We start from the raw sequence: 24,831 nt of genomic DNA, 5'->3' as shown, positions 1-24,831 counted from the left end.
TAATTAATCAGATTTCTGATCATTGCTTATCCTGCTTTCCTGATAGTCGTACTCATCAAGTACTTCCATCACTCTGTCAACGCCTAAATCGTCATTGTCTCTTTCCTCAAATTCAAATTTATCCAGCTCCTGACAGATAGCATCATTATCGTTTTTCTCAACTGCACCATTGACCGCAGACAAGACTTGGGTGAGTCTGTCGAGATACGTTCCCTTATCCTCAACGCTTGTTCTGGCATCGATTATAAGGTCTTGGATCTTTTCTTTTACGTCATCGTCTTTGTCGCTTATCATTATATCTACGACAGCATTAACTATCTCTCCTATTTCAGCCTGTGCAGCTTCGACCTTATCATCATCGATATCGATGTCGTTTATATTACCATCCTCATCTCTAGTAACACCGTATATGCTATCGATCATATCGTCTACTCTGGACATGAATACATCGTTGAGAGTTTTAGTATCCACTCCCAGTTCGGAAAGCTTTTCATCCGCTATGACTTGAACCTTGGAAATGCATCCGGTATCCTGAGCGATTCTTGATATTGCATTAGCGATCTTATCGCTTTCTTCAGGATTATCCTTAGCATATTCGGCTATTCTGTCCATTACGATCTCAAATCTGGCTTCAAAGTTTTTGTAGTCAAGTTCTGACGGTTCATATGCTTCAAATGCCCCGTCTACAACTTTAGTGTTTTCGGCTGAATTAATTCCCGAAATAAAGTTATCAAGAAGGTCAGACGTTTTGTAGCTTTCATCATTTATAAATTCTTTGACCATTAGTTCCTGGTCTTTATGGCAGTCGGTTGATACTGCTTCAAGTTTTATTGAATCTTGTTCAATTTTATCGACCAGCGAAGCTTTAGATGTCAAGTAGCTCGATATCTGTTTAGGACTTTTGTTGAGATCAACACCAGAATCCCGGATAGCACTGACTATTATTTTTGACACATCCGATGAATCCGGCACGGAACCGACAGCTGATGATACAGTCTCTGTTATATCGTCTGCCATACCATCTATTGCCTTGGTTATAGCGTTTATTATTGATTCATCGTTTCTGCTATTGTTATCTATCAGGGCGCCGTCTTGTATCATCTCCTTTGCCCCTTCGATACCTTCTTTTATAGCTTCCCTTTTATCGTCAACATCATTGTAAGCTACTTCGTAGACTACGCCGTATTCTTTAACAGCTTCAACCATTGAAAAATGTTCCTTGGCATCATCACGTTCAGTTTTGTTTTCGACTTCCAGAGAAAGAAAATCTCTTTTTACAGAATCGATCAGTCCCTCTGCATTATCACCTTTTGCTTCCAGCTCAGTCATAAGCTTAGAGAAAGTATCGGCATTTTCTTCCGGAGATCTATCACTGGTCAGATCTCCAAAATTCATATCACTTATTACTTCAAAGTTATCCGTGTCCCCCAGGAGAGTAAAAAGTGATTCTATCTTATCATTTTCCTCTCCATCCATATCTTCCCATAGAGCTTTATAATCGACTTGAATGTTATCTCTGAGGACATCCGTTGTATCGTCAGGTGTTTCAGACTTGTCAATTTCGGCTGCAGTGTTATCATTTGTTTCGCGGATCAAAGTAGGATCGGACGTATTTTCGTCTTTGGCATCATACACCTCAACTTTATCTGCTCCTCTATCTTTATCCTCATATGTTGTTTCAATAAGTTTATCATCCTTATCGTAAGTGCTTACAGATACTCTGTCTCCGTCATCATAGTTATAGATCATGCTTTTTTCGATTTGACCATCTTCATCATAGAATCGTGTTTTGGTAGGATTATCTTCCTTATCAAAAGATTCTACTGAACTCAGTACACCATCGTCATATTTGTAGGAGTCTTTTTCTATAACTTCACCTTCGTCATAATAAGTTGATTCAATTACAATATTATCGCTGCTGTAATTATCGGTCTCGACCAGTTTATCATCTCTATCATAGACCTCTACGAAGAAAGAACCGTCATCATTGTAGCGGTATTCTTCCCGAGAAACTATTTCTCTCTTTTCATCAACATGTTCAGTCCTGACTACCCTGCCTTCGATGGTAAAAGTGATCTTTGCTTCGTTATCGGTTTTGTCGTAATCGATCTTTACGTTATCCTCGGTTTCGATCTTGAGGTATGTGTCCTTGCAGATATCAGATTTAAAGTCATCAGGATCATTGCGGGTTATATCAGTATGGTACATTTCCTTTATTACCGATTTGACCTTATCTCCATCGTCAAAAGTCTTATCTTTAAGCGCTTGGTCAAAGGTTGAAAAGTCCTTGCTTATAGCGTTATACATTTTTTGTTTGTCGCCGTCAGACAAGTCTGATGATTTGATGTACTCGATTCGCGAATCAACAAAATCATGATCCTTGTCATTCATGTTAGTTCTAAGTATATCTTCTTTGTGTGTCAGTTCAGCAGTGGTCGGAGATATTTCTCTGTTATAGATATCAATTTTGTCCTTAAAATCAATATCATCAGACCTTAACTCAGCGGCTGTGCTGCCCAACTCCTTGATCTTGGCATCTATCTCGACTTTTTCATCATCGGTTATGAAAGGCATGTCCTTGATCGAGTCAAGCTCAGCTATCTTATTATTAAGCTTATCTACCTTATCATCAATATCTTTATCGGACAAAGATATGTTTTTCTCAAAAAACGAAGACAGTTCCTTTACATCATCATTCTTGATCCCGATATTATCTTCCGCCTTGTAATCCAGAAACTGTGTTTGTTCTTTTGAGAAATAAACATTATCCTTACTTACATCGATTTTATCTCCGGCAAAGTGTTCAAACCTAAGATCACGATACTCCGTTTTATTTGATTCAAGGTCAAAAACCGCATAACCTAATGTGATCGGCCTGTCTATACCGGATACTTTAGAATCGCTATAGGTCATTTTATCCTTGAAATCATCGGAAAATTTATCAGTCGAGCCTATAAAGCCCTTTACCGCAACTACGAGTTTTCCGTCATTTACTACATTCCCGCCTTTAAAGGAAACGATATTATTAAAACCTCTTTCGGAAATGATCTCTATCCTGTTTTTTGTAACTGATCCTATATCAGATACTGAAATCTTGCTGTCAGAATCTTTTATATAGTATTTATTGTCTTCTCTTACGACTTTTGAGCTTTCATCGAGCTTGAGCGAGCCTAAATCGTAAGTTTTTGTCTTCTCAACATCATTACTCTTTTCAATCTCTACGTCATTCTTACTTACCTGTTCAACTCTATCTGACTTAAACTCATAATCAGCGTCGGATGCTTTTTTGAAAATTTCTGATTCAAAATCATCCTTGGAGGTGCCGTCAAGTTCCTTGCTGTATATTTTTTCGACAATACCCGATACTGCTTTTTTATCTTCAAAATCAACGTTTTTTATCTTATCATCCGTATCTTTGGGATCGTGCCTGAAATTTTTGAGCAAAGATTCTTTGTCGCTTGTGGAAAGGTCAGATTTTTCTATATACTCTTTTTTGGCATTGTCAACGTCGTCTTTTGTTGCCTGACCATTGCTTTCTTTTTCGACAGCTGCCTCTATCTTATTCCACGCGGTTTCCAGCTTGTGCTTGCTTTCTATTTCCGTTTCAGAGTGATCTTTACGGATAACTTCGCTTTTCTTTTCAGACTGTTCTATCCTTTCTTTGTCAGTATTTCCCTTATCTTCGGACAAAACAGCCTTATCTTTTTCAAGCTCGTCTTTTATCGATTCAAGCTTCTGCTTCTCATCATCTGTAATTGACGATTTTTCATCCTGAAGGATAGAATCTATGTTTTCAATCCTTTTTTCTATGTTGTCGTATTCTTTTTCAATATCCTTGCTTTCCGGTTCGACCTTGTTGGCTAAAGCGTTTGTAAGTCTATCAACATCACTTTCGTTTCTGGTAGAAATCAGATATTTCTGCTCATTATCGAGTTTGAGTTTATAAAAATCAACTTTGTAATTTTCGCCGCTGATGTGATTACCGCGAACATCAACTGTTTCGGTCTTTTTGGTTTCAACATCGATTATCTTGTATCCGACAATAATGGGAGAATCTACGCCTCTCAGTTTCTCGTTGCCGTTTTTATCGGTATATGTCATTTTTGATGCAAAATCGGAAGAAAGTGTATCTCTATCATCTTTTGCTACAAATCCATAAACAGCAACTGTAACTTTACCATCAACAACAGCGTGATTTCTGTCATCCGTAACAATATTTATCTTTCCGTTTCTCTCAGTTAGTTCAACGCCGCCAAGCTTTACTCCGTTAAGATCTACGGCATTCACGCTTCCTATTTTCTTGTCACGCTGATCAACAGTATCATTAGCTGACAATACTGTTCCGTTATCGAGAGAAAAAGTCACATCGTTATTGTCAGTCTTATCCAAAAAGCCTGTTCTATGGTAACGCTCTAAATCTTCTGCATTGTCAATACCTTCGATATGATCCAGATACTGCTCTAATGCACTAAGGATAACGGCTTCAACGGTCAGTCCGTTGATAAGCCTGTAAGCGGACATAAATATTTCGCCTTTGGTAACGTATTTGCCGTTAAGCGGAAGGTCATTTTCCTTAGCAATGATCATTAATTTCAGGTCATTGTACTGTTTAAACACGTTATGCCTGTCCAGATGAGCATAATTATTCGATTTATCTATCGCATCATTGATCCTATCTGCCTTATCTGTAAGTTCTACCAGTGAATTCTTAAAAGCATCGATTTCTTTTCCTTCAAATACCGGCAGGTGATCAGCAAGATTACTGCTAAATAGCTCTGCTGTTTCGGTATCGTCCCGGAAGATTTCATCCGAGTTTCTTATTTCGCTGCTTACAGCATTTATCTGATCTATAAATACAGCTGTTAATTCAGCTTTTGATGCGTAAACTGCGGAACCACCATCTGTATCTACGCCGTTGCCGACTTTTACAAAACAATTATTATCTTCGTCGTACTTTACTGAAGATTCCTTGTTTTCAATAAAAAATCTGCTAAGTGCATCTCCAAGCCCCTTCTCTTCAATCAAAGAAATGACTTTTTGCATTTCCGGCTCGATAACCTTCTGAAAATTAGGGTCGGTAAAAACGTCACCCTTTAATCCCATATTATTTGATATAAATCTAGCCATAATTTTTATCTCCTTTCAAGCTTTGATAACTATTTTTATTATAGTAGATTTTTATCTTGAGTAAAAATTTCAAAATAAAATAAATTTTCTTGTATAATAAATTTATGAGGAGGTTTTCTTTATGGAATTCAATGATAAGGATCAATTTGAGTTAAGCCGCTACAGGTGGATAATCCCTTTTGTTGTAATTGTATTTACAGTATCGATGATATTTGTAAAATGCTCATCAAATAACTTAAAGGGCTATGTTGATGATGGAGCAGATAATTCTTCTTCATCGACAAATTCTTCAATAACAGAAGAAGTGATAGAATTGAAGGAAGATACAACGATGTATTCAGACGATAATTATAATTTCCGATTATCTATCCCTGATTCGTGGAGCAAGGTCAACGGAACGGGAAGTAACGTGTCGTTTGTTAACAGGCAGACCGGTTCTCAGCTTCAGGTCATCGTAATGGAATATGACCCGCAAATCAACACTGTGGATGAAAATCTTCTGACACAGCAAGCTGTATCAAACGGTATGGAATTAAGAGAGTATTCAAAGCCTGATAATTCAAGCTATTATGTATCTTATTGTTCTTCGGACTATGGATTTATTGAATATTCATTCTGGGATTATTCAGCCATAATCAAACTTAACTTTTGCGTTGATATAAGATACTATAATGATGAAACGATGAATAAAACCTTGAAGTATATAGTAAATTCTTTCGATTGGACTAAACCTGATCCTATTCCATCGGGAATCATTCCAATATTTGTTTCCGGCGGGAATTACGAATTTGGGTTCCCGGAAGGCTGGGATTATGGAGAGTCCGGGGATACGGTCTATATGACAAATACAAATGGGTCGGCGTCTTTTTCTGTTACAGTCAATGAAGCAGCTTCTTCGTTGGAAAACATTTCTCAAATCGATTATATAAACTATATCTCACAGTCTAAGCCTGATTTTATGCTTACTAATTTTAACAATGATGGACAAAAAATTTCAATTACAGGAGAATATTTCCTAAATGGTAAAAAAATAAATCTGCAGCAGTTTATAATTATAAATAATGGTTCGGAGTATACTCTATCGTTTGATACTGAAGAAGAGGTAACATCTGAGCTGGCAGTAACTATTCAAAACGTAATAAATTCTTTTAAAATCTACTAATAAAAATGGGATGTTGCAGCCCCAACAAAGAAAAAGAGCCTGGCACAGCTGATATAATCCCCTTAGAGTAGACACACGAAAAAACAAAAATCGTGAAAAACTCTAGGGGGTTATTTTATGTCACGAAGAAAACTGACAGATGAAGAAAGAATTCAAGCAGTGCAAGAATATCTTTCAGGAAAAGGGAGCTATGCATCAATAGCCAAGAAATATGGGGTTACAAAAGAAACGTTTAGACAAATGGTAGTTTTCGCAAAAACAGATGGAATAGAATCGGTCAGGATCAGCCATACAAAGAAACGGTATTCAGCGAAAACTAAGTTGAAAGCAGTAACTGAATATCTTGACTGTAAAGGAAGTCAAGTAGAGATATGCCGAAAGTATCATATTTCATCCACAAGTGTTTTAAGAAAGTGGATTTCATGTTATAATAGCGGTAAGGACTTTAAAGAGCGCACACGCTCGGAAAGAGGAATTACCATGAACAAAGGCAGAAAAACAACACAGGAGGAACGTGCGGAGATCGTAGCGTTCTGCATTGAGAACGGCAAGGATTATGGGCTTGCGATGGAGAAATACGGCGTATCCTATCAGCAGATCTATTCCTGGGTACGCAAGTATGAAGCAAAAGGAGTGGAGGGACTCACAGACCGACGTGGCAAGGCAAAGTCGGAAGATGCGCTCACAGAAGCAGACAGGCTTCGTATGGAAAACAAGATACTGCAAGCCAAGCTGAAAGATATGGAAATGGAGAATAAGCTGCTAAAAAAACTCAGGGAGCTTCAAGGGGGTGGTCACTGAGCGGAGTACGAAACGAGGACAAGTATATTGCGATCAGATACATGAATGAAGCAGAGCATTATCCGATTCAGAAGCTCTGTGCTGCTGTTCACGTCGCACGCTCTGCATATTACAAATGGCTGAAAAGGAAGCAGAGTTTAAGCCAGAAAGTCAATGAACAGCTTGTAGAATGGATCAAACAACACTATGAAGAACGCAATGGTATCTTAGGGTACCGTCAGATGACAGTCGTAATCAACCGTGAGCATGACGTGCATTACAACAAGAAACGGATTTACAGATTAATGCAGATTCTTCATCTGAAATCAGTCACCCGTGTCAAGAAGAATACATATATTCCGTCAACACCGCAGATCACAGCGGAGAATATTCTGAACAGAGATTTCCACGCAGATAAGCCGAATGAGAAGTGGCTCACCGATGTGACAGAGTTCAAATACTATGTCGGTTCGGTCATCAAGAAGTTGTATCTGAGTGCAATTCTGGATCTTTATGACAGACGCATCGTAGCTTACAAAATCGGTGACAGCAATAACAATCATCTTGTATTTTCCACATTTGACGAAGCGATAGAACACAATCCTGATGCCCACCCGATCTTCCACAGTGACAGAGGTTTTCAGTATACCAACAAAACATTTCACAAAAAACTTGTAGATGCAGGAATGATACAGAGTATGTCCCGAGTCGGAAGATGCATAGATAACGGACCGATGGAAGGCTGGTGGGGCGTTCTGAAATCCGAGATGTACTACCTTCGTAAGTTTACAGATAAAACCAGTCTGATCGCAGCGATTGAAGAATACATCAGATACTACAACACTGGTCGGTATCAAATCAAACTGAACAGCATGACACCGATGGAGTTTCACCGGGCGTATGCTGCGTGACCGGGCGCCGCGGCATTTCACTTTCTTCGTTCGTCGCTACGCTCCTCACTACGAAAGTGAAATGCCAATTACTGCTAACAAATAGCAGCCTGCACATATTGCACAGACTGCTTTTGGTCACAACATAGAATATTTTTGTTTTTTACACTGTCTATTTGACAGGGGGCGGGTCAAGCTGTTGTGTCAGGGGGGCTCTTTTTTTTTTGCCGGGCAGTGCCCGTGGGCAGTCAGCGGCAGGGTGTTGCAAATATTCCGTGCAGCTGTGGCAGTCGGAGCGGTATATACACTTGAATATGTTCCGTCTGGAAAACATAACGACCGAATTCGGAAAACAGCTCAGAATGAACCGAAGCATACAGGCTGAAGGCGTATTAGGAGTGCTGAAACAGGATCATGGCTTCAGAAGATTCCTGCGCAGGGGCAAAAACAACATCAGAACTGAGTTCCTTTTGCTGGGACTTGCATACAACATAAAGAAGCTTTTTGCTAAGATCTCAGAAAACCGACTTGGAATTTCTCTTTTTGAACTGAAAACGGCATAAAAACCAGCAGAACATAACACCCCCGAGTCCTCTTTTTTTGAAGAGGGCTTGGGGGTGTGCGCACTGAAACAGCTTATTTCACCGGTTAATATGTTTTTTTGCTCTGATGCTCGGATATGGTTAGAGGGTGCTGCGGTTGCAATAGCCTCTTGTAAGATGACAAGTATTATGATGTAATTCATTTTGTTAAACTATCTTTCCATCGCATATTTCAATAACATTTTCACACTTCTTTGCAACCATTGGATCGTGCGTTACAATTATAACTGTTTTCCCTTGCTTATGTATAGAGGAAAGTATATTCATTATAATATCTCTGTTTGTCGCATCTAAAGAGCCGGTTGGTTCGTCAGCTAAAACTATATCACACTTTTTTAGCATAAGTCGAGCTAAAGCAACTCTCTGCTGTTGACCGCCTGACAAAGTGTATATTTTACTGCCCTTTTTATCTTTCAACTCTACGCACTCTAAACATTCCTCTAAAGATATGTCATTACGATATTTCTTTTTTACTATATCCAGATTATCATATACAGTCATATTCTCAATCAAAGCAAAATTCTGAAATAGAAAACCAATCTTATCTCTGAACAATTTCAATTTGTTGAATTTTTTTGAAAGTTGAATGCCATCAATTGATACTTCACCTGAATCAAATGGTTCTATCGCTCCTATAATGTTAAGGAGAGTTGTTTTTCCAGACCCACTTTTACCCATTATCGCTACCATTGAATTGTCGGGTATTTCAAGTGATATTCCCTCAAACAGTGGTTCACCATTGAATGATTTATATAGATCATTTATCTTTATCATTATATGGCACCGCCTTTCAGTATATTACTGATTTTTTCATTTTCAAATTTGATTGATCTGTAAACAATAAATATAGATTCAAATACAAGTAAAACAGAACCAACTAGCACTATATATTTGTAAGACAATTTTTCATTGACAATTTCATATTTGTGCGATAGAAATAGCAGTATGAGTGTTTCTGCTACTATTGTACCAAGTGATATTATCAATTGAATTGAAAAACGTTCAAAAATTGAATATCCGTGTAGTTTGTATACACACAACTCGACTCCATTTATAATAAAGTCATTCTTTATTATGAATATCATTATACTGATCTCAAAGAACAATATCCCGCATGAAAATAATCCAAATAACAATAATTCAGTTTTCGTGTGATGCCAACTGTAATTGAACTGTTCGCTGACACTAGTTACCGTTACACTGTAAAAATCGTAATCACTGACTATAGCTTTAATATCGTTATCAGTGAACTCATACATGACTGTGTTGTAAAGATCGCCTTTATTGACAGAGTAATCACCATTTGAAATCACAGGACATGTGTTATTGATTATCAGCACGGGATTTTTCACTCTTTCAAAATTTGAATCTGTGTTTTTACTTATTCCTACTACGCTGTATTCAAACGGGAGTTCATATCTATCATATGAAAACAAGTCATTTGAAGCGTTATTTTCTTGATTGAAGTCTGTTGAAGCTATAAATTCAAGTGAACTCTCCAAAGTACAGGTACTATTCTGACCGTAAAAAATAGTATAATCACTGTCACAACTGTATCCTTTTATTTTAGGTAGCATATCGAAAAGCATATTTTTTCCGTTTGAATTGACATAGACGATATCTGATAAAAAGTCACCGTCAATATCAATACATGAGAACATAATCGCCTTATCGTAGTATTTTCTGTATATTTCTTCGTTATATTGCTTGTAATTATTTCTTGCTTCCAGAATGTCATTGCCAAAGAAATCAACATCAAAGTTAGTCAGTACAGCCTTACTATCTGAGTAAATCTTTTCTGATTTGAAAAATGTCATACTTTCGTTCAGCAAATTAAAAAAAGCTGAAATTGAAACAATGCATAAAAAAACAATTGGAATGTTAATTAAATATCCGAACAATAATACTTTTGATTTATGGCTTTTTCCTTTTATTGTAGAATTTATATCCGGACATATAAACATAGAATACGGAATCAAGTCAGCCAATAGCATTGAAATAACAATTAAAATGATTTCTTTGTGACATTCACCGACTGAAGAAACTTTTTTGAGAATAATAAATGCAGTCAAATAGTATGCTGCGATAAGTAGTGCATCTGCAAAAAATTTTTTCAGTATTATTTCAAAAGGTGAGTATCCCATTATTTCCTTTATAACAGCTTGCCTTTTGGTGTTTACTGCTTGAAAAGCTCCAAGTATCAATACTATTATTCCGGAAAAAGCAGCCAAAACTAGGAACCTCTTTTGAAGATAACCGTCATAGTCTGCAGGCATGTGTCCAAAAACATCATATGAATCGCTTATTTCATTGTACGCCTTACAAACTGATGTTTTATCACCAAGAAGAATAAATCCTGTGTTTATATCTATGTATTCTATTTCACGGATATTATTGTACGAAATATTGACGTTCCCGGATATGATGCTTTTTATCATTTTCGGAGTAACGCCTGTTGTATCGATTAAGAACTGTTTCGAATCGTCATAATAATATACTGAAATATTACATTCTATTAGAGTGGGGTTAGTTTCGTTAGCTATAAAAAGGCTGACATTATTATTTTTACAAATATTATTTATTTCATCGGCAATCTCCATCACAGTGTTTTGATCTGATATCTGCGGTGTATTAATAAAAATAAGATCCCCTTTATGGTATAATCTCTGAGTCTGATCTACTGAATAGATTTCTCCCACTAGCAGCATTACGAAAAATACTAGTATAAATGTAAGAAAATGTTTTATCCTCATGTGAATGCTTACTCCTTCTATAGGAAGTGTAATTAAGATACGCTTTATGTTGATATGCAATCATCTTAAATTGTAATATCAATCAAAAAAATCTTCACCGAATGAACCTTTAATATATTCATCATAATAGATCTGCATTTTATCTTTACATTCATTGTAGTTTAGATGTGAATCGGAATCGGGATACTCCTCTATAAGATTTAGTTGGGTGTCTGTAATTATAACACAGCCTTTGTCACTTAATCTTCCATCATCCTCATATTCCAAGGCTTGCCAGCGTATTGTATTATTGTCAGTAATCTTAGGCCAGTATGACATAGTGAGATCATAGTCTGTATCATCGTATTCATAATCGATGCAAATGTCCTGACAGACAGTAACGTGTCCCGAAAATGACAAAAAGGACGGTACTCTCATACATATAGTTGCCCAATTAATTGGTTCGCTGTCTTTACAACGCAATGTATAATAATTATGGTCGTCTTTATCTTGCTTAAGCTGTGTATTTTCTAAAAGCGGTTTGAACAGTAATGTATATCTGATGTACCATACTAATGATAATACTGCAAAAGCAAAAACAATGATTATAAATACTAGTTTTATTATATTAAGTGTTTTTCTTTTCATACTCTCACCTTGGGAATGCGTAAATTTGTCAGGTTTTATCGCTTGTCAATGACATCGAAATCCGGACGTTCTGATTTCAGAATGTCCGGAAGTCTAATGTCCTGAAAATAGAAGTTTTAGCTAAAAAACATAATGTTAAAACGACTGTTTATTTTAAAGAAGCTGTTTTGAAATATCAGGTCACAACCGTACCGCCATAATAAATGGTGTCGTTTTTACTAGGCTTAACCTTGTCAGTTTTAGCTGTTTTAGTAGGGCCAACATCTGCTGAAGCCGAATTGGTCTTTCCGTTTGCTACTGCAAAATGTGTATATCCATCTGATGTACACTCAGAGTATCCTTTGCTGCCGTTCCAGTACCAGTGTAACTCGCCGATATCACCATTAAGAGTAGTACAAGAAATGGTTTTTGTTCCATCATCTTTACCGGCACTTTTGGCCTTTTTTAAAGTATAGCTTGTTGCATATGACGCGCTTGCACCAATAGAAGCCAAAGATACTGACATTAAAACTGCAGTACAAAATGCTGTGATTCTTTTTCTGAGTTTCATATAAAACCTCCAAAGTGTATTAATTATTTATAGCATACTATTTATAGAAATCGCGCGCTTTCATAAACAGAAACTATCATAAAAAAGTATAAATGTATTACGAATTTTTTAAAAAAAGCTTTTATTTTATATAGTATATTGCAGCCTAGCATTAATCGATAATATTAGTCTTATCCTTAGGTAGTTATTATAGCATAAATAAACTTAATTTACAAGTGCTTTACATGAAGTGTGTTTTTTTTACACAAAAAGTGTATGAGTTTATAAAATATCTAATTTACCTTTCTTGTTTATTCATTTTTACATGATTATAATATAATTATGTCACATATAGAAACATTGATTCCTAAGTACCAAAGTTTGATGGAACAACCAAACTTCAAAATCTGCTTAATTTCCATTAAAATCATAGAAAAAAAGGGGGCTGTTGCAACCGCAGCACCCTCTAACCATATCCGAACATCAGAGTAAAAAAACATATTAACTGGTGAAATAAGCTGTTTCAGTGCGCACATCCCCAAGCCCTCTTCAAAAAAGAGGACTCGGGGGTGTTATGCCGTTTTCAGTTCAAAAAGAGAAATATATTATACCACAAAAAGAAGAATACACGATAGTACAGCGTGGGAGAACGAGCATCCTCCAACGCTTCAATAACAAGCGTGAAGCCGATCTCATCGCCGTCATTAACAATGCTCATCATGTTTTGTGTGTTGTATTTGCCGAGGATAAACGCCTCCGGATTACTTCCCGTTGGAAACGGAAATGTGAACGCTCCGGTGATATGTGAATAGTACGCCATGACCGAGGTCGTGGAATACCAATAAATATCCGGGCAGAGAATAGAAATCTGCCCGATTGTCAGCATCTCGAAGTTTTGTACCTCACAACTCTCCACATAACCCTCCGCAAACAAATCAATGCCAGCGGTCGCATAGTAAATCTTGATGTAGCGGGAGGGCTTCACCTCCTTGTAAAGCTGATGCCTGCGGGCTTCCACGCCCACGCCGCGCATCTCAAAGGAAATGACGACATTTCGCTTTTCGATGAAGGCGTTGTTGAGGTAGCTGCCGTCCATACCCGCATAGCTGGAGGTGCTGATTGTGCCGGTGGGAGGATTTAATCCTTCCACCCGCGATGTCATATACTGATTTGCCGTGGCGGTCATGTCAATCTGATCTCCAGCTTCATTCTCTAAGATAAGGCTAAATAACATTGCATCGCCTCCTTGCTTTTTCTTTTGGTTTGATGTATAATATATGTATGTAGCAATTCTAAGCCATAGAAAGGATGGACAATAAGAACATGGATATCATTAAAGAAATCAATAACATACAAACTCAATTTGTTCAACAACTAGAGACAATTCGTAATGTTTATGCTACCACACTGTATTATAATGAGAGTAATAATCCATCTAGCATCATCTTCGGACGAAGCGAAGACGGTAGTCTATTTTCAGAAGTTGATTCATATAAATGCTCTATTCTGAAAGCCTCTGGGGATAAATACTATGGCACAGTTCGTAATCTACTATTAGTTTCATTACTAACAATTTTTGAAACGTTCTGCGACTCTCTCCTTCAAATAGCTAATGACTACAGAACTACTCAAGGCATGGATATAATTAGCGATAAAAAAATAGATAACTATCTAAGGGGAAATTTGAAAATAAGGTGGGAAAATATCTTTAAAGCGTTTGATGTTGATTTTTCAAGTATACCCACTTCACACCAAAATGATCTAAAATTGCTAGATAAATATAGAATTTATCGCAATCAAATAGTACATGAGAACGGAAAAATTACCGAAGAATTCAAAACAAAAGTATTGGCGATTAGCAACCATGCTAAAGAATTGGCGCAATTAGACAACACTGTATCGGATAGTTTTTATATTTCTTCTTACAATTTCAGCGAAGGAATATATTTATTTGAGTTAACCACTAAAAGTATGATTAGAAGCATTCTCGAAAATCTAATTTCATAATTGTCTTTATCTTAATATATACAGAGGCAGGATTGCTCCCACCCCCATTACACATTCAGCGCATTCCGCGTCATACGACAAATCTCCAGCCGCGACAGCGATTTCGGACTATTATCAGTCTGATTCACTATCCGGCTGTTGTCGTTGTTGTAGTAGTTGTTGACCACACCGCCACTGCCGCCGTTCATCATTGCTCCGGAGATGCCGTCCATATCAACGTTCAGTCCAGACTGCATCGTCAGTGTCATAGCATCAGCCACACAGGATACTGCTGGAACTGCCCCTTTTTAGTCTTTTTCGAGGTGCTTTCCATACCGGATTATGTCTATACATTTTTCGACTTGTGATAATGATAGAGTATTGCTTTTCACCGTTACCCAGTACAATAATTTCAAAACATAATCCCTTTTATTTTTTGTAGAAATGACTATACTCTTGTTGGAGATAAAAATAGCTTCCTTCAGAGCGTACTGTTCTTCTTTAGTAAGTTTAAGGGCAAAACATAATTTTTTTTCAATTTTAGGTGTTATATCTCTAGTACCGTTAAGAACATTAATGATATGAGAGTACGATAATCCTGTGCGTTCTGCAAGTTCTTTAACTGATACACGCTTATCTTTTGCATATTGTACTAAAAGGCTACTTGCTATTGTCGGCTCAGTAATTTGTATTTTCATTCGTGTCACCTTCCATAGGATTAGATTTACTATAATAATATTATAGCAGATTTTTTAGTAAAAAAACAAAAAGGCTGAAAAATCAGCCTTTTTAAATTTACAGTTCCTTTGCCTGTCCCATCATGATCTTTTGATTATCGACCATAATAGAAATACTGTCACTGAACGTATCATGCTTTATTACTTTGTATTCTACGCCGTTTTTTGACATTTTATAGTTTGTCAGATCGGGCATATCCCCCATTAGATTAGCCCCTGTGAGATTATCCATTATTTTCTGAAGTGCCTTTTCAGCATCTATCAGATTAAGTCTGTTGTGGCAGGGATTGTTTTCGTCGAATTCATGAGAACACCCATAGTAAGCACTGTAAGCTCCCTGTTTTAGCTCCATTGGCTGTTCAGGATGATTCTTACAGTAGAAAGTAACCGTTTTCCAAAAACCTGTAATCATAGATGCCATAAAAAATTCCTCCTAATAGTAAAAAAATGAAAGATATAGTTACGAACGGTGCGTAAGGTACTGTTCGCTTTGTTTTTTTTTGTATTTTCATGATGATATAATAAACCAGTATCATAATTGAAGAGATAATAATTATATGAGACAAAATTTTTGTCCCATAAGCAGCTCCTATACAGCTCATCATTATGATATCCCCTCCCCCGCCTGAAAATTTCCAGGCGAGAATCGAGAAGGATATCGCACCGATAACAAATCCAAGCAGAGAATCTATCGGATGAATTACTGCATGATTTATTGTAATAAAAATGGTGGTAAATAACGGAAATAAAAAAATGGGGATTTCTTTCTTTTTTATGTCTGTTATTGACGCAATGATCATCGCTATCAGCATTTTACACTCCCCTTAAATTTAGATAGTTCAACAAGGTCGTCTGATCCTGTAAGCACAAATGCCTGTTTGATCAGAGAATCCATGTTTATCATAGATATAACATCTTTGTCTTTTTCACCCCATGTGCTGTCAGTTACAGAAAACCATACAGTGCCAAGATTTGTAAAGATGTACAATCTTTTTTGATCATGTCTTTTTCCTTCCCAGTAAGAAACGGAATGGACTTTAGGCGTGATTTTTTTTGATTGATCATCATTCTTAGCATCAACATACTCACTTAAAAACCTTGATAACAGCCTTCCACAAATTATAGTATCGTCACGGGCATCGTGAAATTTGACTCCATCAGCTATTCCGTATCTTTCTGCAATAACTCCGAGCTTATGACTCTTTTCTTCTTTATGAAGATCTCTGCTCATTTTCAGTGTATCTATGATCTCTGCAGGCTTAAATACACATCCGTTTCTTGCATACATCGCATTCATAAAACTTTCCTCAAAGGCAGTATTATGACTGCACATAATACAATTATCCATAAATTTTTTTATTCTTGGGAAGACGGTTTCTTCATCTGCTTTATCTTTCAGATCTTCATTGGTAAAGCCTGTTATTTCCGTAATTCTTTCGTTTAACGGAACTTCCGGCTTTATAAAAACGCATAAGCTTTCAATGATTTTTGGAGTAAGAGATTTATCTATAATGCATTTTAGCCCGGCAAACTGGAACACATAACTATCTTTTGCTGATCTTCCTGTTGTTTCAAGGTCGATAACGCAAATAGGAATGCCGGCACGAGCCATTTTAACGCATTGTCTTACATGTTCTTTGTAAATATAAGAGTTATACATTATCTTTTCCTTCCTAAAAAAGGAGACCGTGCGGCCTCCTTTTCACCATAATCAATTTATGTGGCCGAGTTTTTTACCCAGTTCAACGAACCGGTTAAATTTTATAAGTGCTTCTGCTTTTTCGGGATCCGTGAATTTTATGTGTTCAGGATCCATCTTTCTTGCAATATCGATCATATGAACGATATCTTTAGGATGATGTTTCAGGATCCATCCATGTGCAGGATAACCTTGTTTTCCGGATGCATCCTTATATAATTTAAGGTTGCATTTTTCTTTGCTGAGGGCTGCAAATTCCTCATCTTCGTTAATTCCGGCGACTACATCTGATTCACCGAATACATCATCGAATGATTTAATGTTTATTTCTGATTCGGAATCGGCAGGATCAGATTCGGGCTCGGAAATATTTACCGGAGTTGATTCGATATAGCTCTTTAATTTATCCTGCTGCACATTTTCTGAGGCAGCATAGACGTTGTTCAAACCGAGGTACTTAAGTACTGCCCGATCAAATGCTCTGTTGTCTGCTGTGATAACAGGATTGGCTTTTGCGATATCAGTTGTTAATGACATTGCTGTCGCCTCTCCAATTGCCGTGATACACCTCTGAGGATTATCCGACGAAATACAAACCTCGACAACCGAATGATCAAGCTCCATTTTCAGAAACGTTCTCTTAAGCTTACAGTTTGTCATTTCGGAGTAAAAATAATTCTCGATAGAAGAATGTTTTGGTCCGTAGATATCATTTGTTTCAAAGGTGATCTCCTTCTTGATGGTTGGTGAATAGAGTCTGATTTTGTTTTCCATGATGATTCCTCCATATATATTATAGCAGATTTTTTATGCCACGTAAAATTTTATATAGTTTAAGAGCCTTGTTTTTTTCAAGGCTCTTTGACTAACAGATTATTTTATTCTTCAGGTGTAAGATCGTAATCTACAGTCTCACACTCAAATGGGCAGTAAATAGCTTTACTCAATGCCTCGTTAAGTACTTTGAGAGTAGATTCCGGTATTACTTTTGGATCGCCCGATACCTTTTTCGTCATTATCAGCCTGGACGGACTGGATATCAGTGCTGTTACGAGGTCATATGCGGTGTATGTTCCTAAACTCAGTTCGGTGCATAGTAATGTTTTTATATGCTGTACGACGTATTTCATACCGGCTCTTTTCTCTATGCAGGTGAAGTTAATAACTTCATCTATAGCTGCAGCCATATCAGTAAGTTCAATTCCAAGAAGTCTTGCAAGCTCCTTAGGGACTGCATTATACTGTTTGAATATGCAATCCTGAACTTTTTTCATAACGGATGACATTTTAAAATGTTTGTTATGTTCAGCACAAACTGTACCGTCTTTTGATACGATCCTTGTTTTGCCGATCATAAAGCCGGAAGTAACGTGAAATGCGGATTTTCCGACGTCAGATGTGTAAATATCAACTATTGGCGTTATGTCGTCCGGCAATTCCGGGTACATATCTCTGATTTCCCCGGTCTTTTCGGGAAATGTAAATACTACATTTATTGACTCATTGGTTATTTCCCAATGGCGGCATTCTGCTATACCCAGTCCGATGTCTTTTTCCAGAATCGTTTGCGCTCTTCTTATAAAAGGACCCTGATTCTGTCCTTCGAACACTCTGCCTCTGACAGCAAAGATCTTCCTCATCGATCCGTCTTCGGATTCTCTTATTGTAAGAGTGACAGTTGCTTCCGTTAAATTTTCGGAAAGCCATCTTGATTTGTTTATCGATTTTTTTGAAATGTTGGCACAAAGTATTCCGGTTCTGTCGGCAAGATCCTTGTAAGCCCATGCAGATAAAGGCATTACTATTGATGTACCTCCATCATCAAATGATACAAGAGCGCCCATGCTATCTATTTCTTTTTTTAGTTCGGCGCATGACGGATCGTGATTAGGTACTGCTCTGTTCTTATTGAGCAGTAACACTTCTTCGACTTCATTTCGTGGATTCATAGGTATTATCGGCCACATATCATTAGGAACGATATTTGGATCGATAGAAAACTGAGCGAGATCATGCTCGTCACAAATATGAAGAAGAGTTATAAGATCCATTCTTATCTTGCGGTAAGACGTTCTTGAATCCATAGTGTCAAGAATATTGTAAAAATCGGACATGTTATCAGTTCCTGTTTTACAATAGTTCTCTGTTAATTCTTTCATTTTTTATGTTCCTCCTTATGTTATCCTATTTGAATTGCCTTAAAAATTTCATCCAGCATCAATTTACCAATATCAGTTACGGGCTCCAACTCCATAATGAGCTTATGTAATCTAATATCATTATCATCCAGCAATGATGCTGATAATTCTTTTTTCTTTTCGGAACTGACTTTTTCAGTCTGATAGTAGTTTGACAGTTTTTTCATCAGTATTACTCTTTGTGATCTGTTAATCATTTTTATCACCTCCAGTTTTCGATCAACAATTCTAAATGAATTATAGAAGAAAACTGAAACAGATAAAAACAAAAGATAAAAGTATTTATTTTAATTACGCTAAGTGCTTGATTTTTGCTTTTTCACATTATAACATATTAACTGTCCGTTTGTACGGATTTCACTGTAAACATTTGTTCTTTTTGTTGAGCGTCAAAACAAAATTATTTTTGTAGTGGAAATTGCACTATACGAAATTTTTAAAATTTGAAATAATCTGCTATAATATAAATAAGAATCGGAAATACATTGACATAATGGAGTTAACGTGTTAAAATAAATAATAATAGAAATTTTAATGAGGAGAATACAAAAAATGAAAAAGATAATTTCTGCAGCTATAATCTCAGTTATGCTCACTACAATTTTAGCGTCTTGCAGTGATAGCAGTATGAATGATGATGAAAAAGTAAATGAAGCGGTTGTAACCGTATCAAATAAAGAAGAGAGTGTTCCGGAAGAAGAGAAAGATGATATAATATCTTCAGAAACAATGGAAGAAAAGCCTGTTACGACTGCTCCTGTAGAGATACCGGATAAGTATACAAAAAAGCATGAAAATGGAACAATAAAAATCGGAGCAAAGGCCGAAACGACAACGACCACCAAAGTAACGACATCATACCGTCCGTTTGAAACAAATCAGGTGTTTCCTAAAAATGGCGATCCGAAATCTGTTAACCACTACGATTTTTACGAGGGACCATTTACATGGGAAGGTGTAAGCATAAAATTTGATGTCCCGGAAAATTATAATATGACTCTTAATTTTAATGAAGTACCGATGCTGTTTAGTCCTGATAAATTAAAGGATCAGGCTGTTATAGCCGATTGTTCCATCTCTTTTCTTCCTTATGAGATGCAGTCAAACGGATATGATAACCTGGATTATTTTACTGAAGAATTTGCTCGATCAAAATCAGAAAGAAGTTCGAACATTTTTTATTCGAATCAGCTTCGTTTGGGAACCAAAAACAATAACGAAGGCGTTAATACAGAGAATGCTAAATATGAAAAGACGGATGATTATGTAATTTACACATATGATTATTATTGTAACATTGAAGACGTAGATACGATCATCACATTATTCCAGATGGCGAACGGAACAGAAATGATAGCACATGTAAAAAAAGGCTCTGAGTATGAAAGCCATTATCTCGATGATATGAAGGCTATAGCTAAATCGTTCTCATATTCAGACATACCTTATGTACCGTAAAAAATTAAAAGGACTGTTGCAAAAAATTGCAGCAGTCCTTTACTTATGCCTAAATCTTTATACTTTTATTATCCAAGTCTTTCAGTGTCAAAATCTTTTCTCAGGCCGTTATCCGGGTCTTCAAAATCGAAAATAGTCTTTCCTACTTCCGCATCGGAAATATAAAAATTCCAGACGCAGGAGTATTGACTCAGATAATACGCCTGATTTGAATTTGCGTCTGAAGGAAACATTCCACAATCAGGATTAACATCACCATGAGCTCTGAGCTCACCTTCTGTATAGTCTTCCTGGTAGTCTATATTCCTTCTTATTCCATCTACTGTTTCAACTCCGGGATTCTTCTTAGTTGATGTACTCACTATCTTGTCGCTGTCGATTTCTCCATCATAGTTATTTCTCTGTACATTTCCTGCCATAAAGCCGTCATGATCAAAAAATACGATAGCGCCTATATCGGATAAAACCGTGTATTCACAGAAATTAACGGCGACTTTATTACAGATGGTAGGCTTGTAGTTCCTGTAACAGGTTATCCTGTAATGACCTTCTGATGTGGGCCTGAAGGAAAATGACTGTCCGTTTGCTCCCACAACATCACCGTTTGCACCTATTGTTCCCGCATACGGCTGGAAGGTGTATTTACCGTCTCCTTCATCATCTGCCTTCTCTATTGTCCATGTATACATATTATAGAGCTTATCGTATGAGGAAGTACCTATCCATAAGGTCGTTATTTTTCTGTCCAAAACTCTTGTGACATCTACGGTTTCTGCTCCGGCGGTCTCAAAAACATCCATCAAACTTTCAAACCACGCTATTCGGTCAGATATCCTCAAATAATCAAATGGAGTAAGATTAATTACAGAATTATTGAAAAACTCTATATTACCGACATTAAGCACCATCGTGCCGTCGATATCAATGCCAATTGGCCATGTAGCACTATCGTCAAGATTCCAGCCAAGAGCTTCATAATCGTAAGCATGAGCATTACACCAGTCAATAAATCTCTGCTGTATCTCCTCTCCTGATAGGCCGTCAGGGGCTTCAGTGAAGTATGTCGCATTTACAGGAGTAAAATAACGAATTCTTCCCTCCGCATCCAGTTCTGCTATCGTCCTGAGCCAATTCAACACAGCTTCCACTTTTTCAGGTGCAACATCCGATTCAGTAAGACCTTTTTCTATCAGTTCTTCTATCTTTCTTCTCTGTTCATCGTTGGCATCGAGATACATTTCTGCTAAAGAATTGTAGGCTTTTTCACCGATCATGAAACGCGCTTTTGAGCCTGTCCATTCTTGTTGTGAATGATTAAATCCGTTTGACTGATTAGCCATGAAATCCTGATTATTAATATTCATTGCCTGTCCGTTAAGATAATAAGCATCATAATCAGGCATTCCGGTGCATATTTCAGTACCGTAATCACCAAAAGTAGCGTACATTTCGTTCATAGAGTTCCTTACTTCATTTATAGGTACTCTGTAATTAGAAAACTCCGGGAAATAGCCGAAATTGCCCAAACCATTCAGAAAATCTTCATTTGCGTAATCGGGAGTGCGAGGATGACAAACAAAATCATCGTCTATCCCGTATCCGAGATTTTTCCAGTCTATATACTTTTTTGTGCCGCTGAAGTAGTTCACTATTCCATCGTTATTGGAACAGATAATAGTCGGATTACCGCTATTGTCTACAGCTTCCATGTGATAATCCTGTCCTCCATGAGCTCCAGATCCCGCCCACGTAAAAGTAAGACTCGCTCCTTTTTGGTAAGTCTTGGGCGCGGCGGAAATTGATGCGGAACACTGAAACATGATTATCAGTGCAAGTACCGAAGCCGAGAACTTCTTTATCATCTTAATTTTCAACTCCTTACTGTAACGGTTTGTATGTGATAGCAAGATAATTTCCGTTAGGTACTCTGTATCCAGCATTTACATTCTTTTTTAAGACATTCGTTGCAGCAGCTTCTTCTTCGGTAGCATTTGAAGCTGCTGAAATATAAACGCCTCTGCTTCCATCAGATACTTCATAATCCACATCATCATCAACGGTGCTTGCCTCGGGAAGAACGACCCAGTTTTGACCGTTTGTGAATACCATTATTGTTGGATATCCGAGATTAGCCTGAATCTGGATCCTTCTACATGTATCCGCATCAGAACCGTCTCTTGCTGTTAAGCGCCAGTTATTGTACTTGTCACAGCCTATATATTCTTCGTCTGTAGGGAAAACAGCACTGTGAATATGGAAGAAGTAGTTTTTTACAAACGTGTAGTAACCTTCCGGCTGATCGTAAACTTTACTCATATCAGCAGAAGTAGCTCCATTTGAAAGGATAACTCCGTCATAATTCTGTTCATTTCCCTCAGATACAGCCTGCCAGGGCTCTCCTGTGAATTTATTGTAGTAGCACGGTATCTCACATCCGAGTGCGCATGTTACATCCCACATAAAAATCGCTTCTCTGGTATACGGCGGATCACCCGATATATTCTGGCTTGCCTTGTATCTGTTAGAAAGTTCTACTTCAAACTGAGTAACGTCTCTGAGATAATCCGACGTCGGCAATGGAAATGTTGGATTTTCGCAATAAGTATCTTTGTTTTCATCGCCGTTCATGTACGTAGGTCTTGCTCTTATATATGCGTCAAGCGGAAACTTTTGCTGCATAAGGGCATCATTGGATGTAAGCATCCTGGTGACATTCGTTGCATGGGTATATATGTAATCCCACGAAGTATCCTCACTGTCAGTTTTATGATAATCAGCATTTATAAAAGGAGTTTCGCCTTCCGCTGTAACATACAGTATTTTATCGTTGCTTTTTACTCCCAGACTTTCAAGGTATTTATCAGTTTCGTTCAGCGGATCTATCTCTTTTCCAAGAGCCCATTCTTCATTGAATTTTATGGATTTTATTTTTGTAAAAGGACTTGTAAGACCGGGAGTCACGATAGGTGTCATTATACCGTGTTCTCCGGATTTATAATCCGCAGTTATATATTTCTGAGTCATTTGGTGTCTGACTTTAGAAATTCTGTATAAATTCGGCACACCGCTCCCATCATTAGCTGCAACAGCCATAGCGTCAGCAATAGCATCTGTTTTTGTCTGTGTTTCTATTACAGCATTGAATCGATTAAAATGATCAATAAGGATCATGATAAAAACAAATGTTCCAAAAATAATGACCATTCCTATCATAGAAGCTCCATTACCTTTTTTAAAGAAAGATAGTTTCATAAAAAGACCTCCGTTACGATAAATTAGTCCATTCGCTTGTATACGGGTCATTAGGAACAGGGCGTTCGATCATCATAACCATAAGCATTTCTCTTGTTCCATTCATATCGATCTCTTCATCAGAGAAAGGAATAGCACCGCTGATAAGGGAATCTGTTGTATACGTTAGCCTAACTACTATATACTCCCCTTTTTGCCATGAGATCGAATTTATATTGCTTTCCGTTATAGGTTCGCCATTAAACAGGATATCAACGTTTACGTTGCTGAATCCTGAAAGATTTGATGACTCATCCACAACTGCCTGGGCGTTATTAAGCGCGTCATTTGCATTTTCGGAGACAACTGCAGCTCTGCCGGCAGCATATGCCAGATACGTGATCTGTTCTTTGGTGATAGATAACTGTGCTATCGAAACTAACAGCATAAGCAGCCAGACGAATAATGGCATACAAATAACGAATCCCAGGAGTTCTCCGTTACCTGAACGAAAAAATCTTTTGATTATCTTTAATTTCATAAAAATCCTCCGAACACCTCGAAATGAATCGGTCCCGCCGGATCAAAAATTATCGAGTATGACAATGCTCCAAGCATTATAAACGGCGCAAATTTGTATTTGGTCGATTTTTTATATAATGGTTCTTTTTTTAATTTGAATCTATTCAGCATTTTTTTTGCATAGAATCCTGTTTCATATGGAGAAACCAAGAAACCGAAGATCATCAGATAAATTGATGAAAGCGCAAATGTAAATAACCCCATCTTCCATGTTCCTATTAAAGACAAAGCCATTAACAGCTTTATATCTCCCAAACCCATCCATCCTGTCATTCCAAAAAAGAACAGAAGTACGACAAATAAAACCGAAAATCCGGTATTTATCAAAGGGTAGCAAATAAGAGAAAAAATAAAACTCAATATAATAACGGGGAAAATGAATTTATTTGGTATCTTTGTAGTTTTATAATCGAATATAGCCGCCGCCAAACATATGACGGCGGCTATTACAGTCCTGAGGATATACATAT

Annotated in this window: 24 protein-coding genes; 6 read left to right on the top strand and 18 right to left on the bottom strand. The window is 37.2% G+C overall.

Annotated features, from left to right (window positions below; genetic code table 11):
* Window positions 1-3: 3 nt before the first annotated feature.
* The gene (locus RUMAL_RS16915) at window positions 4-5,127 is read right to left on the bottom strand and encodes a hypothetical protein (protein ID WP_013483334.1); all 5,124 of its coding nucleotides are present in this window, start codon (window positions 5,125-5,127) and stop codon (window positions 4-6) included.
* A 121-nt stretch (window positions 5,128-5,248) separates the two neighbouring features.
* Between RUMAL_RS16915 and RUMAL_RS16910 the strand changes: the two genes are divergently transcribed.
* The 4 genes from RUMAL_RS16910 to RUMAL_RS16895 all read left to right on the top strand — a co-directional run bounded on the left by RUMAL_RS16910 (window position 5,249) and on the right by RUMAL_RS16895 (window position 8,522).
* A complete protein-coding gene (locus RUMAL_RS16910; protein WP_013483333.1) occupies window positions 5,249-6,289 on the top strand; it encodes a hypothetical protein in 1,041 nt (346 codons plus the stop codon).
* 117 nt (window positions 6,290-6,406) lie between these two features.
* The gene (locus RUMAL_RS16905) at window positions 6,407-7,090 is read left to right on the top strand and encodes a helix-turn-helix domain-containing protein (protein ID WP_013483332.1); all 684 of its coding nucleotides are present in this window, start codon (window positions 6,407-6,409) and stop codon (window positions 7,088-7,090) included.
* Window positions 7,087-7,980: an IS3 family transposase gene (locus tag RUMAL_RS16900; protein WP_272868113.1), complete on the top strand. Its 894-nt coding sequence runs from the start codon at window positions 7,087-7,089 to the stop codon at window positions 7,978-7,980. Before RUMAL_RS16905 ends, RUMAL_RS16900 begins: the two co-directional genes overlap by 4 nt.
* A 293-nt stretch (window positions 7,981-8,273) precedes the next feature.
* Window positions 8,274-8,522, top strand: coding sequence for a transposase (locus RUMAL_RS16895; protein WP_161635457.1), 249 nt, complete (start codon window positions 8,274-8,276; stop codon window positions 8,520-8,522).
* A gap of 186 nt (window positions 8,523-8,708) precedes the next feature.
* On the opposite strand, the gene RUMAL_RS16890 is transcribed toward RUMAL_RS16895, so the two are convergent.
* The 5 genes from RUMAL_RS16890 to RUMAL_RS16865 all read right to left on the bottom strand — a co-directional run bounded on the left by RUMAL_RS16890 (window position 8,709) and on the right by RUMAL_RS16865 (window position 13,704).
* On the bottom strand, window positions 8,709-9,335 hold the full coding sequence (locus tag RUMAL_RS16890; protein ID WP_013483330.1) for an ABC transporter ATP-binding protein: 627 nt from the start codon (window positions 9,333-9,335) through the stop codon (window positions 8,709-8,711).
* Window positions 9,335-11,314 (bottom strand): hypothetical protein, encoded by a 1,980-nt coding sequence (locus RUMAL_RS16885; protein WP_013483329.1) that lies wholly within the window; start codon window positions 11,312-11,314, stop codon window positions 9,335-9,337. Before RUMAL_RS16885 ends, RUMAL_RS16890 begins: the two co-directional genes overlap by 1 nt.
* Window positions 11,315-11,392: 78 nt before the next feature.
* Window positions 11,393-11,941, bottom strand: coding sequence for a hypothetical protein (locus tag RUMAL_RS16880; RefSeq protein ID WP_013483328.1), 549 nt, complete (start codon window positions 11,939-11,941; stop codon window positions 11,393-11,395).
* Between the two features lie 175 nt (window positions 11,942-12,116).
* Complete coding sequence (locus RUMAL_RS16875; RefSeq protein WP_013483327.1) at window positions 12,117-12,491, bottom strand: hypothetical protein; 375 nt, start codon at window positions 12,489-12,491, stop codon at window positions 12,117-12,119.
* A 562-nt stretch (window positions 12,492-13,053) separates the two neighbouring features.
* Window positions 13,054-13,704: a phage tail family protein gene (locus tag RUMAL_RS16865; RefSeq protein ID WP_013483326.1), complete on the bottom strand. Its 651-nt coding sequence runs from the start codon at window positions 13,702-13,704 to the stop codon at window positions 13,054-13,056.
* A gap of 89 nt (window positions 13,705-13,793) precedes the next feature.
* Here RUMAL_RS16865 and RUMAL_RS16860 point away from each other — a divergent pair, with 89 nt between their 5' ends.
* Complete coding sequence (locus tag RUMAL_RS16860; RefSeq protein ID WP_013483325.1) at window positions 13,794-14,477, top strand: hypothetical protein; 684 nt, start codon at window positions 13,794-13,796, stop codon at window positions 14,475-14,477.
* A gap of 47 nt (window positions 14,478-14,524) precedes the next feature.
* On the opposite strand, the gene RUMAL_RS16855 is transcribed toward RUMAL_RS16860, so the two are convergent.
* The 8 genes from RUMAL_RS16855 to RUMAL_RS16820 form a co-directional block, all read right to left on the bottom strand.
* Window positions 14,525-14,737 (bottom strand): hypothetical protein, encoded by a 213-nt coding sequence (locus RUMAL_RS16855; protein ID WP_028504256.1) that lies wholly within the window; start codon window positions 14,735-14,737, stop codon window positions 14,525-14,527.
* A gap of 27 nt (window positions 14,738-14,764) precedes the next feature.
* The gene (locus tag RUMAL_RS22180; protein ID WP_013483324.1) at window positions 14,765-15,154 is read right to left on the bottom strand and encodes a helix-turn-helix domain-containing protein; all 390 of its coding nucleotides are present in this window, start codon (window positions 15,152-15,154) and stop codon (window positions 14,765-14,767) included.
* A gap of 97 nt (window positions 15,155-15,251) precedes the next feature.
* Window positions 15,252-15,614 carry a hypothetical protein gene (locus RUMAL_RS16845; RefSeq protein ID WP_013483323.1) on the bottom strand — a complete coding sequence of 121 codons (363 nt, stop codon included), beginning with the start codon at window positions 15,612-15,614 and terminating at the stop codon, window positions 15,252-15,254.
* A complete protein-coding gene (locus RUMAL_RS22985) occupies window positions 15,565-15,993 on the bottom strand; it encodes a prepilin peptidase (protein ID WP_419247560.1) in 429 nt (142 codons plus the stop codon). Before RUMAL_RS22985 ends, RUMAL_RS16845 begins: the two co-directional genes overlap by 50 nt.
* 5 nt (window positions 15,994-15,998) lie before the next feature.
* Window positions 15,999-16,853: a 3'-5' exonuclease gene (locus RUMAL_RS16835; RefSeq protein ID WP_013483321.1), complete on the bottom strand. Its 855-nt coding sequence runs from the start codon at window positions 16,851-16,853 to the stop codon at window positions 15,999-16,001.
* A gap of 51 nt (window positions 16,854-16,904) precedes the next feature.
* Complete coding sequence (locus tag RUMAL_RS16830) at window positions 16,905-17,666, bottom strand: hypothetical protein (RefSeq protein WP_013483320.1); 762 nt, start codon at window positions 17,664-17,666, stop codon at window positions 16,905-16,907.
* A 104-nt stretch (window positions 17,667-17,770) separates the two neighbouring features.
* Window positions 17,771-19,051: a hypothetical protein gene (locus RUMAL_RS16825; protein WP_013483319.1), complete on the bottom strand. Its 1,281-nt coding sequence runs from the start codon at window positions 19,049-19,051 to the stop codon at window positions 17,771-17,773.
* Between the two features lie 20 nt (window positions 19,052-19,071).
* Window positions 19,072-19,287, bottom strand: a complete 216-nt coding sequence (locus RUMAL_RS16820) for a hypothetical protein (protein WP_013483318.1) — start codon at window positions 19,285-19,287, stop codon at window positions 19,072-19,074.
* A gap of 355 nt (window positions 19,288-19,642) precedes the next feature.
* Here RUMAL_RS16820 and RUMAL_RS16815 point away from each other — a divergent pair, with 355 nt between their 5' ends.
* Complete coding sequence (locus RUMAL_RS16815) at window positions 19,643-20,548, top strand: hypothetical protein (protein WP_013483317.1); 906 nt, start codon at window positions 19,643-19,645, stop codon at window positions 20,546-20,548.
* Between the two features lie 68 nt (window positions 20,549-20,616).
* Here the strand turns inward: RUMAL_RS16815 and RUMAL_RS16810 are convergent, their stop codons facing one another.
* From RUMAL_RS16810 to RUMAL_RS16795, 4 genes are read right to left on the bottom strand one after another with little or no spacing between them, the layout of a single operon-like run.
* Window positions 20,617-22,410, bottom strand: a complete 1,794-nt coding sequence (locus RUMAL_RS16810) for a hypothetical protein (RefSeq protein ID WP_013483316.1) — start codon at window positions 22,408-22,410, stop codon at window positions 20,617-20,619.
* Window positions 22,411-22,426: 16 nt separating this feature from the next.
* The gene (locus RUMAL_RS16805) at window positions 22,427-23,800 is read right to left on the bottom strand and encodes a hypothetical protein (RefSeq protein WP_013483315.1); all 1,374 of its coding nucleotides are present in this window, start codon (window positions 23,798-23,800) and stop codon (window positions 22,427-22,429) included.
* Between the two features lie 13 nt (window positions 23,801-23,813).
* Complete coding sequence (locus RUMAL_RS16800) at window positions 23,814-24,320, bottom strand: TadE/TadG family type IV pilus assembly protein (RefSeq protein ID WP_013483314.1); 507 nt, start codon at window positions 24,318-24,320, stop codon at window positions 23,814-23,816.
* On the bottom strand, window positions 24,317-24,829 hold the full coding sequence (locus tag RUMAL_RS16795) for a prepilin peptidase (protein ID WP_013483313.1): 513 nt from the start codon (window positions 24,827-24,829) through the stop codon (window positions 24,317-24,319). Before RUMAL_RS16795 ends, RUMAL_RS16800 begins: the two co-directional genes overlap by 4 nt.
* Between the last annotated feature and the right edge of the window lie 2 nt (window positions 24,830-24,831).

Source organism: Ruminococcus albus 7 = DSM 20455, from assembly GCF_000179635.2.
GTDB classification, from domain to species: domain Bacteria; phylum Bacillota; class Clostridia; order Oscillospirales; family Ruminococcaceae; genus Hominimerdicola; species Hominimerdicola alba.
This window is presented reverse-complemented; position numbering and strand designations above follow the sequence as displayed.

What these genes read in the sequence shown, in the direction of transcription:
- RUMAL_RS16915 (WP_013483334.1), bottom strand. Translation starts at nt 5,127, where the DNA reads ATGGCTAGATTTATATCAAATAATATGGGATTAAAGGGTGACGTTTTT.
- RUMAL_RS16910 (WP_013483333.1), top strand. Translation starts at nt 5,249, where the DNA reads ATGGAATTCAATGATAAGGATCAATTTGAGTTAAGCCGCTACAGGTGG.
- RUMAL_RS16905 (WP_013483332.1), top strand. Translation starts at nt 6,407, where the DNA reads ATGTCACGAAGAAAACTGACAGATGAAGAAAGAATTCAAGCAGTGCAA.
- RUMAL_RS16895 (WP_161635457.1), top strand. Translation starts at nt 8,274, where the DNA reads ATGTTCCGTCTGGAAAACATAACGACCGAATTCGGAAAACAGCTCAGA.
- RUMAL_RS16890 (WP_013483330.1), bottom strand. Translation starts at nt 9,335, where the DNA reads ATGATAAAGATAAATGATCTATATAAATCATTCAATGGTGAACCACTG.
- RUMAL_RS16885 (WP_013483329.1), bottom strand. Translation starts at nt 11,314, where the DNA reads ATGAGGATAAAACATTTTCTTACATTTATACTAGTATTTTTCGTAATG.
- RUMAL_RS16880 (WP_013483328.1), bottom strand. Translation starts at nt 11,941, where the DNA reads ATGAAAAGAAAAACACTTAATATAATAAAACTAGTATTTATAATCATT.
- RUMAL_RS16875 (WP_013483327.1), bottom strand. Translation starts at nt 12,491, where the DNA reads ATGAAACTCAGAAAAAGAATCACAGCATTTTGTACTGCAGTTTTAATG.
- RUMAL_RS16865 (WP_013483326.1), bottom strand. Translation starts at nt 13,704, where the DNA reads ATGTTATTTAGCCTTATCTTAGAGAATGAAGCTGGAGATCAGATTGAC.
- RUMAL_RS16860 (WP_013483325.1), top strand. Translation starts at nt 13,794, where the DNA reads ATGGATATCATTAAAGAAATCAATAACATACAAACTCAATTTGTTCAA.
- RUMAL_RS22180 (WP_013483324.1), bottom strand. Translation starts at nt 15,154, where the DNA reads ATGAAAATACAAATTACTGAGCCGACAATAGCAAGTAGCCTTTTAGTA.
- RUMAL_RS16845 (WP_013483323.1), bottom strand. Translation starts at nt 15,614, where the DNA reads ATGGCATCTATGATTACAGGTTTTTGGAAAACGGTTACTTTCTACTGT.
- RUMAL_RS22985 (WP_419247560.1), bottom strand. Translation starts at nt 15,993, where the DNA reads ATGATCATTGCGTCAATAACAGACATAAAAAAGAAAGAAATCCCCATT.
- RUMAL_RS16835 (WP_013483321.1), bottom strand. Translation starts at nt 16,853, where the DNA reads ATGTATAACTCTTATATTTACAAAGAACATGTAAGACAATGCGTTAAA.
- RUMAL_RS16830 (WP_013483320.1), bottom strand. Translation starts at nt 17,666, where the DNA reads ATGGAAAACAAAATCAGACTCTATTCACCAACCATCAAGAAGGAGATC.
- RUMAL_RS16825 (WP_013483319.1), bottom strand. Translation starts at nt 19,051, where the DNA reads ATGAAAGAATTAACAGAGAACTATTGTAAAACAGGAACTGATAACATG.
- RUMAL_RS16820 (WP_013483318.1), bottom strand. Translation starts at nt 19,287, where the DNA reads ATGATTAACAGATCACAAAGAGTAATACTGATGAAAAAACTGTCAAAC.
- RUMAL_RS16815 (WP_013483317.1), top strand. Translation starts at nt 19,643, where the DNA reads ATGAAAAAGATAATTTCTGCAGCTATAATCTCAGTTATGCTCACTACA.
- RUMAL_RS16810 (WP_013483316.1), bottom strand. Translation starts at nt 22,410, where the DNA reads ATGATAAAGAAGTTCTCGGCTTCGGTACTTGCACTGATAATCATGTTT.
- RUMAL_RS16805 (WP_013483315.1), bottom strand. Translation starts at nt 23,800, where the DNA reads ATGAAACTATCTTTCTTTAAAAAAGGTAATGGAGCTTCTATGATAGGA.
- RUMAL_RS16800 (WP_013483314.1), bottom strand. Translation starts at nt 24,320, where the DNA reads ATGAAATTAAAGATAATCAAAAGATTTTTTCGTTCAGGTAACGGAGAA.
- RUMAL_RS16795 (WP_013483313.1), bottom strand. Translation starts at nt 24,829, where the DNA reads ATGTATATCCTCAGGACTGTAATAGCCGCCGTCATATGTTTGGCGGCG.